This window comes from Aliikangiella marina (assembly GCF_007004765.1).
In the GTDB taxonomy this organism is placed as follows: Bacteria; Pseudomonadota; Gammaproteobacteria; order Enterobacterales; family Kangiellaceae; genus Aliikangiella; species Aliikangiella marina.
In genome coordinates, this window is the sequence record NZ_VIKR01000004.1 from 492,958 (window position 1) to 505,810 (window position 12,853).

13 protein-coding genes are annotated in these 12,853 nt (G+C 41.4%); 9 read left to right on the forward strand and 4 right to left on the reverse strand.

Translation table 11 applies throughout. The annotated features are described in order from the left end of the window. Positions 1-212: 212 nt before the first annotated feature. The 3 genes from FLL45_RS16990 (at position 213) to FLL45_RS17000 (ending at position 2,097) form a co-directional block, all read left to right on the forward strand. A complete protein-coding gene (locus FLL45_RS16990; RefSeq protein ID WP_142943279.1) occupies positions 213-584 on the forward strand; it encodes a PH domain-containing protein in 372 nt (123 codons plus the stop codon). A 155-nt stretch (positions 585-739) separates the two neighbouring features. Continuing rightward, positions 740-1,819 (forward strand): ferrochelatase, encoded by a 1,080-nt coding sequence (gene hemH, locus FLL45_RS16995; RefSeq protein WP_142943280.1) that lies wholly within the window; start codon positions 740-742, stop codon positions 1,817-1,819. A 14-nt stretch (positions 1,820-1,833) separates the two neighbouring features. Beyond that, positions 1,834-2,097 carry a DUF3081 family protein gene (locus FLL45_RS17000; protein ID WP_142943281.1) on the forward strand — a complete coding sequence of 88 codons (264 nt, stop codon included), beginning with the start codon at positions 1,834-1,836 and terminating at the stop codon, positions 2,095-2,097. Between the two features lie 16 nt (positions 2,098-2,113). Here the strand turns inward: FLL45_RS17000 and FLL45_RS17005 are convergent, their stop codons facing one another. Next, entirely contained in the window at positions 2,114-4,630 is a 2,517-nt protein-coding gene (locus FLL45_RS17005) for a polyprenyl synthetase family protein (RefSeq protein ID WP_185964517.1), read from the reverse strand. 733 nt (positions 4,631-5,363) lie between these two features. Here FLL45_RS17005 and FLL45_RS17010 point away from each other — a divergent pair. Together FLL45_RS17010 and FLL45_RS17015 are read left to right on the forward strand one after the other, a co-directional pair. Beyond that, entirely contained in the window at positions 5,364-6,053 is a 690-nt protein-coding gene (locus FLL45_RS17010; protein WP_142943283.1) for a hypothetical protein, read from the forward strand. Positions 6,054-6,130: 77 nt separating this feature from the next. Then, positions 6,131-6,514, forward strand: a complete 384-nt coding sequence (locus FLL45_RS17015; RefSeq protein WP_142943284.1) for an STAS/SEC14 domain-containing protein — start codon at positions 6,131-6,133, stop codon at positions 6,512-6,514. A 93-nt stretch (positions 6,515-6,607) separates the two neighbouring features. Here the strand turns inward: FLL45_RS17015 and FLL45_RS17020 are convergent, their stop codons facing one another. After that, positions 6,608-7,198: an acyl carrier protein phosphodiesterase gene (locus FLL45_RS17020; protein ID WP_425456687.1), complete on the reverse strand. Its 591-nt coding sequence runs from the start codon at positions 7,196-7,198 to the stop codon at positions 6,608-6,610. A 32-nt stretch (positions 7,199-7,230) separates the two neighbouring features. Continuing rightward, the gene (locus tag FLL45_RS17025; protein WP_142943286.1) at positions 7,231-8,088 is read right to left on the reverse strand and encodes a LytTR family DNA-binding domain-containing protein; all 858 of its coding nucleotides are present in this window, start codon (positions 8,086-8,088) and stop codon (positions 7,231-7,233) included. Between the two features lie 107 nt (positions 8,089-8,195). Here FLL45_RS17025 and FLL45_RS17030 point away from each other — a divergent pair, with 107 nt between their 5' ends. Continuing rightward, the gene (locus tag FLL45_RS17030; protein ID WP_142943287.1) at positions 8,196-8,849 is read left to right on the forward strand and encodes a porin family protein; all 654 of its coding nucleotides are present in this window, start codon (positions 8,196-8,198) and stop codon (positions 8,847-8,849) included. Positions 8,850-9,232: 383 nt separating this feature from the next. Next, positions 9,233-9,994 (forward strand): SDR family oxidoreductase, encoded by a 762-nt coding sequence (locus FLL45_RS17035; RefSeq protein ID WP_142943288.1) that lies wholly within the window; start codon positions 9,233-9,235, stop codon positions 9,992-9,994. 46 nt (positions 9,995-10,040) lie between these two features. Here FLL45_RS17035 and FLL45_RS17040 read toward each other — a convergent pair whose 3' ends face one another. Beyond that, on the reverse strand, positions 10,041-10,514 hold the full coding sequence (locus FLL45_RS17040; RefSeq protein ID WP_142943289.1) for a hypothetical protein: 474 nt from the start codon (positions 10,512-10,514) through the stop codon (positions 10,041-10,043). A 158-nt stretch (positions 10,515-10,672) separates the two neighbouring features. Between FLL45_RS17040 and FLL45_RS17045 the strand changes: the two genes are divergently transcribed. Beyond that, positions 10,673-11,854 carry a PQQ-dependent sugar dehydrogenase gene (locus tag FLL45_RS17045; RefSeq protein ID WP_210247223.1) on the forward strand — a complete coding sequence of 394 codons (1,182 nt, stop codon included), beginning with the start codon at positions 10,673-10,675 and terminating at the stop codon, positions 11,852-11,854. A gap of 88 nt (positions 11,855-11,942) precedes the next feature. Next, complete coding sequence (locus FLL45_RS22825; RefSeq protein ID WP_185964518.1) at positions 11,943-12,680, forward strand: hypothetical protein; 738 nt, start codon at positions 11,943-11,945, stop codon at positions 12,678-12,680. Positions 12,681-12,853 lie beyond the last annotated feature (173 nt).

A 12,853-nucleotide genomic window follows, 5' to 3' on the forward strand; every position in this document is an offset into this window, starting at 1 on the left:
GAAAGCTAAATGTTTCGACATGTAAACCCGCAAAGGTGACCAGTCGCTGGATCAAATTAACGAAGAATAATCTAAAAGTGTTTATCAACTGTATAAGTCTAATAAATCGAAAATTCGCCCTCTGAGTTAATTAATTATCATTGATTTTATCGTGGTTCGGTTTAACATGGCGTAATATTTGACGTTTTTAATTGACGAAAGGGAGACATTTTATGGGACTGTTTTCAGGACTACTCGGCAATGCTGGAACCATTAATGCCGATAAGCTTGCAGAAGAGTATGGACAAATCCTGGCGCAAGGCGAAAGCTTTGAAATTGGGTTTGTTGTCATTCGAGACACTTTTATCTTTACCGATAAGCGACTGATTTTAGTTGATAAACAAGGAATTACTGGCAGGAAAGCAGAATACTTATCGATTCCCTACGGCAAAATCACTAAGTTTAGCGTCGAAACGGCGGGCCACTTTGATTTAGATGCCGATTTAAAAATCTGGGTTGGCAGCGATCCCAAACCGATCGAGAAGGAGTTTAACCGCAAAGTTAACATTTATGATGTCCAAGCTGTACTTGCATCACATATATAAGGGTGTCGCTATTGGACTAAATCCTCATTTACTAACGGCACCGCAGATAATTCATTATCTCGGTGCTTTTGATGATAGACTTACCGCTAAATCGTGATCTAGCCATTTTAAAATCTCGTAAATTCTTCTGCTTAACAACGATAAGACTCAATTGAATGAAATACCAGGGAAATCCAGACTATAGTCACAAGCAAACCGATAAGATTGGTGTTTTATTGACCAATCTCGGTACTCCTGAAGCACCGACCGCGCGCGCCTTGAAGCCTTACTTAAAAGAATTTCTTTCGGATCCAAGAGTAGTCGAAATACCTCGACTTGTTTGGTGGTTTATCCTCAATGGAATTATTTTAAACATCAGACCTAAACGATCGGCAGAGGCTTATCAGTCGGTTTGGACTGAAGATGGCTCGCCGTTATTAGTCCATACCCGCGATCAAACCACTAAAATTCGCCAATCACTGACTGAATCCTATGGCGATAAAATAATCGTTGAATTTGCCATGCGCTATGGAAACCCATCCATTAAGAGTGTGCTTGGCAAGATGATGGCTGAAGGCGTGAATAAGTTAGTTGTCCTCCCTCTTTATCCACAATATTCCGGGTCAACGACCGGCTCTACCTTTGATGCTATTGCCGCTGATTTTACTCAACGTCGTTATCTACCTGAACTGCGATTTATTAATCATTATCACGATAACCCCGGTTACATTGATGCCATCGCCAACAAAATTAAATTGTTTCGCGAGCAACATGGAAAAGCTGACAAACTCATTTTCTCTTATCATGGAGTACCGAAGCGATATTTGCTTAACGGTGACCCCTACCACTGCGAGTGCCACAAAACAACGCGCTTAGTGGCCGAAAAACTCGGGCTCTATAAAGACGAATACATGACCTGTTTTCAATCGCGATTTGGCCGAGAAGAATGGCTCAAGCCCTATACTGATCACACCCTCAAAGCCCTCCCTTCTCAAGGAGTAAAAACGGTCCAAGTTGTTTGTCCGGGCTTCTCTTCGGACTGTTTGGAAACCATCGAGGAAATAGGTATGGAGAATAAAGAATATTTTATCGAATCAGGCGGCGAGGATTATCAGTATATTCCCGCACTCAATAGTGATGATGGACACATTGATGCGTTACTAAGCCTTCTGCATAGCAACTTACACGGCTGGACCGTTGAAGAAAATTCTCGGATAAGATTTGAACAAGCCTCTCATTTTGGCGCGAAACAGTAGGCTGCTGTAGCATCATGAAAAATAGTCTTGATATTCATCAGTCCTTAAAAATCTTTCATTTGATCCGCGAACACGGTAAAAAAGTAGGCGAGGCGCATCGACTCAACGGTATCAATGCCGCTTCCGATTTTGATGGTTACACTGTTGAGCTTTGGGATGAAAATGTGCGCCTAACAATTTTTTTCCATAACAAGTATGACGTTGAATATAAACGAGCACTAGAACTTGATGCCTTTTACGAAAAATTAAACGCCATCGCAAAAATGAAGTTCAAATGATCGATAAGTTGCGCGCTTAATTTTCTCGATAAACCACGTAATCTAATAATGACTGCATAAAGCCTTTGACCTCACCCTCGCCCTCGTTACCCGCTTTGACGACAGCGAAATGTGCGGACAATTGGTAGGCTTTAAAATAGTGTTCAAATAGCTTTTCTCTCGCTTTGTTTTCACCGAGACAAGTAACAAATGAAGACTTATTCACCGCGCAATCTTGTTGACTAGGCTTACCGAGTGTGGCGAGATCCCCTTCATGATCTAACAAGTCATCTTTAATTTGAAAGGCTAATCCCAAATGTCTAGCAAACTGTTTAATATGGCCCTTTTGAATATCATTTTCATCTGCAAGAATCGCAGGAATCATAAAGGCTGCTTCAATCGCCAAGCCTGTTTTTAACTCGGTCATACGCTCAAGCTGATTCATATCCAAGGCGTATTTTTTCGATTGAAGATCCATCACTTGGCCTTCACAGATGGCTTGTGTGGTATTAGCGGCATAAGCGAGGGATTGAAGAACGAGTTTTGGATCAACGGTTCCAATATTAGTTTGTACTTCAACCGCGCGCATCATTAAAAAAATACCGGCTAATTCTGCGGTTGCCTCGCAATTTACTTGTTTATGCAACGTCGGTTTACCACGCCTAAAATCAGCATTATCTTGTGAAGGCTTATCATCAAAAATAATTGACGCCGTATGCATATACTCAAGAAGTTGCATTACAGGTTTTATCGACTCCGAGGGTAATTGATAAAATTCATCCATCATCAAATAAGCAATCACCGAACGAATTCTCTTGCCACCTGCGGTCAAACTATAATTTGCAGCATCCAACAAATTGGCCGTATTAAGACGAGGATGTGAGCACAACGGTATCACCTCATCCACTTTTGCCTGAATACGCTGATACTTAGTTTTAAAGTGTTCTTTGTTTTGACCATTCACATCAAAGTGCTCTGCAACATGACGACTAACCAACTTGTCAAACCAAGCCACATCATTGGGCTGAACGACCAGTTCGTGAAGCATTTGATCGAACGGTTCGTCAGAAGTATTAAGAAGTTTTGTCTTAAGACTCAAATACTCTGAGGGTCCTATATTAGTGAAAACACTTTTATGTGCATTAATACTTCGTTCTAAGATCAGTTGTTTACACCGGGGATTATTTTGGTAAACCTTGTAAATCAAGTAGTAGACAACCGCCCAATAAATTAAATAGGGGTTGGTCGTACTCGAGTTTGCTATTTTGAGTGATTCATCTTGAGCATGATTCAATAAACCAAAAGTATAGGGCGTTACATTACCTTCTTCAATATCATCGAAAATATCTTTGATATCATCATTAAATTGATTGTAAATCCCGAAACAGAAGGTATTCCGATCGAAGGTATTGTCGTCATTCGTCTCCAACATATCCCTCGCTATCAAGCGGCATCCGGCAGACTTTAAAATGAGCGGAATAAAGATTTCTTCATAAGAATAATTCTTTTCACCTAGCTTTCTTTTGCGGTCAATATCCTGGGCTTCAAAAAAGATAAAAGCTTGTTGAAAAAACTGCTGTGCTTTTTGCGCCGATTGTGCTGAGCGAATATACTCAAAAGATTCTCCAAGCTCTCGGTAGATAAAGCGCATACGTGATTGATTTTTCGCTGAGAACTCTGGGAACTCGACGACTTTACCAGACACTAAACTGTTTCGAATCGCTTGATTAAAACTGTCTTTTTCTTGGCAATTCAAAGCCGAAGCAGAATCTTGTAAATCATCGACTAGAGGGTAGGTTAAGCCATAATAATAACCAAGCTTTATCGCCTTTTCGATCAATCTTTTACGACGCTTAGGAGATGTGCTCTTCGGCATATCAATCAATTGATGCATAACCACACCCGCAATTATCTTGACGAGTTTACGCATGCCATTGGTCTGATCAATTTCATTGGGTAAGTTTTTCTGAACTTTTGCTAATTTTCCCATTAACCAAATAAAAGTTGATTCTGCGCCATGCTGTTTCGCTTTTTGATATAACCATGACGTTGAAAAAGATTCTTGGTTATTGTGGGCCGATTTTGCGTTATTCTTACTGATCCAGACGTGAAGTTTATCAACCGTTTCTTCAATCGCTTTGCTCACCGATGGCAGGTTAACGTCTTTGCCTAAATCACGCATAAAAATATAGGTGACCGACTTATTGAGATAAGACTTGAGCTTTTTGTCAGCGGAAAGTTTTTTTAAAAATGACCAGGAGTCGACTGTCGCCTTGATATCTTCCGCTGCCTCCAAGCTCGACAAAGCAACTGCCCCGGGTTTGTTAGTGAAACGATTATTCAGCTGTAACAAATCAATCCTTAACTGCTGAAGAAAATCACTTTTGTGGACAATCTGCTCGAGCTCTCGAAAATACCACTTGGCTTTTTGTGCTGCCACATCGTAGCTGTCTGTCGATATAAATAGTTTCCGATCAGCGTCAATATAAGTCGATGACAGACGATTGATAATTGAATCCGTACTTGATCGGTGATTATGACCAATTAAAGGCAAATTAAGCTCCTTTTGATTAAAACCTGAACAATTGAATCGAATTTGTAATACCATTCAAATGGCTTTGACCTCTGAGTTATGAGGCTTTTGGTTAAACAAAGCAATAAATATACCATTCATAACTCTTTGTTTTTATTGCCCTAACTTAAATGGTCTCGCAAATCAGCGGTTAAAAGCAACGCTATTTAGTGTAAAAAACCATGTTGATGCAACGCGTACCTTAATAAAATATTCTCAATAGGTGCTTTAATTCAATAAATCGTCTCATGGCTAATACTAATTGCCTGTTTAAACGCCTGACAAAGAGTAAAAACACCCGCTCGTTGACCCAGGTCAAAAATTCAACAACCAAATTTGCGTAACTTTAAAGCTCAAATAGACGAGTAGAGGACTGAGTAATGGGCACTCATCATATCAACGACGACAGATTAATCATGCGAAACCTTGCCATTACTGGCGCGGTAATCACCCTTGTAATGGTTGGGATCCTTGTTGTTGCAAACATCATTGTTTAGCTAATAGACACAATGTAGATAGCGCAGAGCACGAGATCAAAGTAATCGACCTGTTCTATCCGCGGCCCCCTACATAGAATGATAAGTCTCGGCGAGTGAGCATCGTTTTATTAGCTTGTGCTAACATCATTTTATGATGCACCATTAAAAAAGTAGTATTGAGGCCGGGGCAACCGGTTTTAATTGAGCCGTTAATAACGAATAACGACATAAACGGTATGGACTGGTACACATTTGCACTCGCTTACACCGCAATTCTAAGCGGCACCCTTGGGATCGCGTTTTACGTCGTCTATCACGAGGGCGATAAGGCATTCTATGCGAAGCTTTTCGCACTGAGCTTTCTGTTCTTTTCGGCGACGATGCTTTTGTCATTACTAAGAATCTATGTGACAGTGCCCTGGGAAAAACTCGTTATATTTGCATTAAACCTCTTCGGCCTACTCAGTATCCAATTCAACTTTGTGGGTGTACTTAACTGGAACAATAAGAAGCTTTATTTATCCTCGAACATCGCGATAGGCGGATTAATTGTCGTTATCTTCAGCTTTTTTCTCTTTGTGTATCCATCAATCGACGCGCGAATCGTAATTACTCGCACCATAGCCAGCGGATATGCTTTTGCCTGTGTGTGGGCGATACTTTACCGTCCTTCGCATATGGACCTTGGCCACTGGATTTCGGCACTATTCCTCGCTACTTATGGTATCGCACAACTCGTCTCGATGAGCGTCCTGCTAATTTTTGACGCGGCAGACATAATCGATTCAAGTAACAACCAGCAGTTTTTTAACCTTTCTTCGACAAAGCTCAGTTTTATTTTGTTTCCTGTTACTTTTATTGGCGCAGGATTATTTTATATGGCCAGTATACTGATACAAAGTCTGCGCAAGCCACCCGCTTATTGACAAAGCTAAGTACTTTTCCTGGAGCAAGTCTAAGCATGTGCTAGACTTTGAGATAAAGTAATTGTTTTTGTGGTTTTATGTCGTTGCAAATTACTCATGATCCAGAAAAAGGCTATATCGAAGCAAGTTATCAAGGAAAATTAACTTACGGAGCGGCTTTAGCAATGCTCTCAGCCATTGAAAACCTGATGACTTCAAATCCAAATATTCATCGTTTATATGACTTAGACAAGGCAACGCTTGCATGGTCCCTTGAGGACATCGATGAAATCATCAAACTCATCGATTCGAAGTCACATGCTAATCTAGATGAATCAAAAGTTGCTTTAGTTCATTCGAGTGAGTCAGACATCGCGATCATCGAGCTTTTTATTCATCAAGCAAATTTACGTTTTAATCGAATCGTGCGCCATTTTCGCTCAATCGAAGAGGCTCGCCATTGGATCACCACAACAGTCTAAATCGAATAGGCGTTACTTAAATTGACCAGCGATCGAGGGAACAAATAAATTTAATGTAGTTTCTTATCTGTTTCAGCTTGGGCTGTCAGTCATTTAGGCGACTTTCTTAGCGTGCTCGCTCAGCAACGGAAAAAACGCTAAAAAATCAGCTTCAATCGATTGGTAATTGGACTCAATTTCATCCACTGCATTAAATAAAGGATTGTCCCGATTAAACTGCCTTTTAATTCTTCGACTAATCCCATTTAAACTTGCAGATATTCCAGCGAGCTGAGCGTAATTTCCAATCCAATCACCACTAATCATCGGTTGAGCAATTGCTTCACATCGCTCGGGTAACCAACTGCTATTTTTTGCTAAAGCGAGATAGAAATCGCTGATAAAGGTTTGTCTAGGGTCACTTGAAAACACTGACCAATGCACTGATAGAAAATGATCATAAGCAAGATCGATAATAATCCCTGCGTAACGCCTTCTCGCCGAAGAAATTCGAGACTTACTTTGTTTAAACAAAGCATGATTGTCAGTAAATACATCAACGGCTCGGTGTAGCCTTATTCCCTGCTTGATGGATTCGTGATAATCCATCTCATGAACCGGCCCCTTAACAAAATCTCCCAAGAAGTTTCCTAACTGGGAGGTATTTGTCTGATCGGCAATAAGTAAATGAGCTAAGTAATTCAAAATTAGTTAGTTAACTGGCTTAAATTTATTTATCAGCATTCTAATGGCTTCAATTTGGCCGTAAGTTCGGATAAGTATCGCCGGCTGACAGGCACTTCCTCACCGTTTGTTAAGCGAATGATGCCCTGTCGTCCTTGGCGTTTAAAACTATCGATATGCTTTTTTGCCACCCAATATGAGCGATGACAGCGAAAACCATTGTCGTCAGGTAATTCAGATTCAGCATCCTTAATATTATATAAGATTAAGGAATTGCCTAAAGTTGTAGTCACCGATAAATAATGCAATTCAGCCTTGAGGAAAATAATATCATTACCAAGGGCTGTTGGTATCATCTTGAAAATGGGGCTACTCGTTTCTTCCTTTGTTGAGTCGAATTGACGGGAGTTGTTCGCTGGTAACTTTTTAGCCGAAGACTCATCGCTGCTATTTCTCGTTGCAGTCAGTTCAGTTTGCCGAATCAGTTTGAGCCCGAGAATAAATGGCGCATTAATAGCCAGCCAGCACAAAAGCACTGGTGGTCCCATAGCCCCCCATTCTTCCCAAAGCGCTTCGACGACGTTTTCACGTGTGACCGACTCATTGGCAAATACAACATCACTAAAAAGTGCAATCGGTGTAAAGGCCAAGGTAGCCAATCCCCCTGACACCACAAGCTTCAACCAAACACCGAGTCGTTGAAACCAACCAAGTTGAAGCAATGCCGCGTGAATCACGATAAGAAACAACATCGGGCCAAGCGTTTGAACCTGCCATTGGAGCATATTTATCCAGGAGCGACTATCTTCAGAAGCAGGGCTAATGAGAAAAAACAGTAACCCCAATACGGCAGCGATCCCCAGAAAATATTGACTGGGTTTTACGTCACCGAAATTAAATTGCCCACTCATACAAAATACCCTGCCCACTCATTCAAAACCGCTGTCATCACGATCTGTCCGCTCATCGGAGCGCGTATCCAGCGTTAAATTCATCAAAACTCAATGGAGAATATATCATGAAAAAGCCGACTCTTTTGGCACTTAGCTTAACCCTTTTTTGGACCACGCCGACCTTCGCAGAAACAAAGGGTTGGTATGTAAAACCTTATTTAGGCTTAAATGAGCTATCAAATACGAATGGCCAATCTGTTGCCATTGGTGCGCTTGATGGCCGGACGGAAGTATCGACAGACTCGGGGTTCACCGCTGGTATTGGGCTCGGCTACCGCTACAACGACAAGTTTGCAGCCGAGATAAGCTGGGAATACAAAACTAATGATAGCTCAACTCTGCTCGCAGACGGGCAATTTTTTAGTGAGGGTAATTACGCTTCTAACTTATTTTTTGTTAATGGTTACTACTACTTTCAAAATAGCTCGGACTCAAAATGGCAACCCTATATAGGTGCAGGGTTCGGCTGGGTCCAAGAAATCGACATCGATTTGGAAGAAAATGGCGTAGAACAATCATTTTCTCAACAAGGTAAATTTGGCTCCCAATTTTTCGCCGGCCTCAACTATCAACTCAGCAGCCAATGGGACATCAATACCGAGTTGCGATACAGTCGTTTCACAGATATCGACCTCAGAAACGAAGCAAACCTCGGGCAAATTAACGGCTTAGACTACACGCCTACCACACTGCAACTTGGCTTCAGTTATCGTTTTTAATGATGTTTAGGCTAGCTAGTCGTGGAAATGTCGTCTTAGCCAATCAACTCTCATTGAGTTTGTTGGCTCCGTGTTGGTCGGCTATTGGTTAGTCGGCCACTTGTTAGTTTAGTTAGATGATTGTCAGCCGGGGTTTTATCTGTATTCAGTTCGACGTTCACCATTTATATAATGGTTCATTTCGCGCCGACTAATTCCGCTTAATCGGCGCAGCTGATACTAATTATCACTTGACTCAATCAATCCACCCGCATATAACCCTTGTTTAACCATTAGCAAGACAAATGTCTTGGTAAAAACCCTGAAAGCTAAATACTCGGTAACTCAGTCACTTAAAAACCGAATAACTTAAAAACTTGAACTAGCAGAGTGATATTCCGCATATGCAGATAGAAAATAGTGTCGTCGCAATAACAGGTGCAGCGCAAGGGCTTGGCAAAGCCATGGCAATTCGACTGGCAAAATCAGGTGCTAAAATTGCGCTGATTGATATCAACTTAGAAAAGCTCGAGTCAGTCTTAGCTGACATAGAAGATGCCGATGGAGAAGCGATCGCGGTTTCAATGAATGTCGCTAATGAAGCTGAAGTAGAAAAAGGCTTTGCGCAAATTCACCAAGAATTTGGTCAGCTCGATGTGCTGGTTAACAATGCCGGCATTATCCGTGATGGCTTACTCGTCAAAAGCCAATCAGGCGAACTGGTTGATCGGATGTCATTAGAACAATGGCAGCAAGTTATCGACATAAACCTGACCGGTGTTTTTCTTTGTGGCCGGGCCGCTGCAGAAACAATGATTCAACAAACACAAGGTGGCGTGATTATTAACATGTCCTCGATATCGCGCGCGGGCAATGTCGGACAAAGCAATTACTCTGCCGCTAAAGCTGGCGTGGCAGCTCTCACAACGACCTGGGCGAAAGAATTAGCTCGGTATAATATTCGCTGCGCAGCGATTGCCCCCGGATACATCCAAACAGAAATGACCCAATCAATGAAACCTGAAGTCATTAACAAAGTTGAAAGTATGATCCCCCTCTCTCGAATGGGCCAAGGGGAGCATATCGCGGAAACGGTTGAGTTTATTATTAGTAATGATTATGTCACGGGGCGAGTTATCGATCTTGATGGTGGTTTGAGAATTTAGCTCGCTTAAATTTTTAACTTTCCGCCATTAGGTAGACTTGGCGCTGTTAATTTTTAGGCTCGTGGAATATGCTTCGGCCGCGAGCCCAAAGTAGCAAACGTGCAAATATCAAACCGCCAATTACACCTGCCAAGCATTGAAAGATAAATCCTAAGTTCGTTCGAGCACCGGCAATCAAAGTAATATAAAAAATGGGGTACATCAACCAGTGCATTGCAGCAAAAGCCAAGCCACCACCTAACGCATAGGCCATATATCGCGGAAGATGAAAATATTTTCTGATTAGTGCCATTACTGTAAACCCGATCAACAAACCGACAGTAACAATTGCGCCATAGCCTGGAGCCAAGCCAACAATATCTTCAATGGTGGTTGCTAAGCGCGTACCAAAATTAATCTCGACACCAATCGCAATAAGCTCTTTAAGGACAAACTGCGTGTGAAAAATACTCGCTAAAAGAAACGCAATAAGAGATGTGACTAAAAATGCGCAAACCACTTTAACTTTAGAATATTGCATTGGGACCTTCTCGTTTCGAGCGTGTTTGCTCAATATACTACACCAGTTAATTACATCTGTTAATGAGGGCATAAAGCCTTAGTCCAGATTCACTTTAAATTGGTGAGCACTTGAGTTAGGCTTAATTCAATTTAAGGCCAATCTAGATACCTCTGTCAATGATAAAACGTCAATTCAATATCTTGTCGACGCTTGCCTGCAGTTCGCTTTTGCTTTTCGCTAGCTCGACTTTCGCTATGGGCGAACCTGAATCTTCTTCGATAAACGCACAGAGTCGTTCGACAAGTCAGTTTGTTGTCAATGGTCAAAGCATCACTTACCAAACGGAAGTCATGGCTGAATCGCTCAACTTCCCTTGGTCGCTGACCTTCATGCCGAATAATGAAATTTTAATTAGTGAGAAATCAGGACAGTTAAAAAGACTTAGCAGCGATAATAAAATCGATTCCATCTCTGGCGTACCAAGTGTTTTCTTCAAGAGCCAAGGTGGTTTATTTGATACTTTAGTCGATCCGGACTTCGCTAACAATCAGACTATCTACTTGAGTTATGCCGGCGGTACAATGGAAGCGAACGCGACTCACATCGCGTCAGCCAAATTAGTGGACAATCAACTGACCGAGCTAAAAACAATATTCCAAGTCACCCCCGATAAAAAAGGCCCTGTGCATTACGGTGGAAAACTCGCCTGGATGCCTGATAACACGATATTACTGACCACAGGCGATGGCTTTGACTATCGGGAGAAGGCACAAGACAAGCAAAATTTACTGGGAAAAATTATTCGCATTAATCGCGATGGTAGTATTCCAAGTGACAATCCTTATGCAAGCTCTCAAGCGTATCATCCTGCAATCTACTCACTCGGCCATCGCAATCCCCAAGGGATAACTTATGATAACCAAAACAATCGCATCGTAATGCATGAGCATGGTCCAGCAGGTGGCGATGAAATTAACTATATCGAAGCGGGTAAAAACTATGGCTGGCCGGTAGCCAGTCATGGAAAAGACTATTCGGGTGCAAGCATTTCTCCATTTAAAACTTACCAAGGAATGCAAGATCCCCTCATACATTGGACGCCATCCATCGCTCCTTCCGGTTTAGCTGTGTATGCCGGAGAACAGTTCCCGGAAATTCAGGGGAGCTATTTAGTTGGCGCGTTAGCCGGCAAAGAATTGAGACTTGTTGTTAAAAACGACAACCAAGTCGTTGAGCAGTTGAGTTTATTAAAAGAGCTTGATCAACGAATTAGAGATGTCAGAGTTGATAGCAAAGGAATTATCTATGTATTAACCGATGGCGAATCAGGCCAGCTTATTCGTATTTCAAGAAATTAAGCGTGCTGATCTTTTTTGTTCCATACTTTAATTATTAAATGACTAGTCACATTACATATAATCATAATTTCAACTGTTGGAGAATCTTATGGCCGATAACAACGAAAAAATAGACGTCGACAAACCCGAAGCTAAACCGGCGACAAAAAAAGCAGCTACCAAGAAATCTACTGTAAAGAAAACCACTGCCAAGAAAACGACTGCAAAAAAAGCGACGGCTAAGAAAACTACCGCCAAGAAAGCTTCCGCAAAAAAAGCGACAACTAAGAAAGCTACGACTAAAAAAGCCACCGTAAAAAAAACCACTAGTAAAAAAGCACCAGCCAAAAAAGTGGCCAAGAAAAAACAAGTAACCAAGGTTGAATCCAAGCTTGAAAAAATAGGCGCTGAAACTGAAAAGCAAATTAAATCGTCAGAAACTGAAATTGATAGAGCCATGAAAGAAATGGCCAATATGGAGGTACGCTTTTTAGATGCTCAAGAGAAAATGGTTGAATTTCAAAAGATCTTGAAAGAAAAAATGGCCATTATGAAAGAAAACAACAACAAGCGAACCAAGCTTGCCGTTGTCGCCGCTAGAAAGAAAATCACCAAGCATAAAGAAGTTGTAAAATCCTACCGCGAAAAGCAAAAACTGGCCTTGGGTAAACTTAAAGACGCTCAAAAAACCCACAAGGAACACACCAAAATAGCTGAAAAAATAGAAGCCGGTAAACTCCGCGCCCAAATTGAAGCTAAAAGAGCTGAGATCGCATTCTTAAAAGGCTTACATAAAATGGAAGAGAAATGGCTTAAATCATTAAAGAAAAAGCCTTCTAAAAAATAACTCATTCTATCGAACTGGGAGGATAGGCGTGTTTGCTATCCTCCTTGTTTGTTGGAGTTCGGTTATTTAAACAATTTGTTATTCCTAGAGCGAATCTTAGTTTGTCATAAACTAGACGCTGACATGTAATCTCCAGAGCAGTGGAGAGTTCTCCAAAAACTACAGAGCACCTA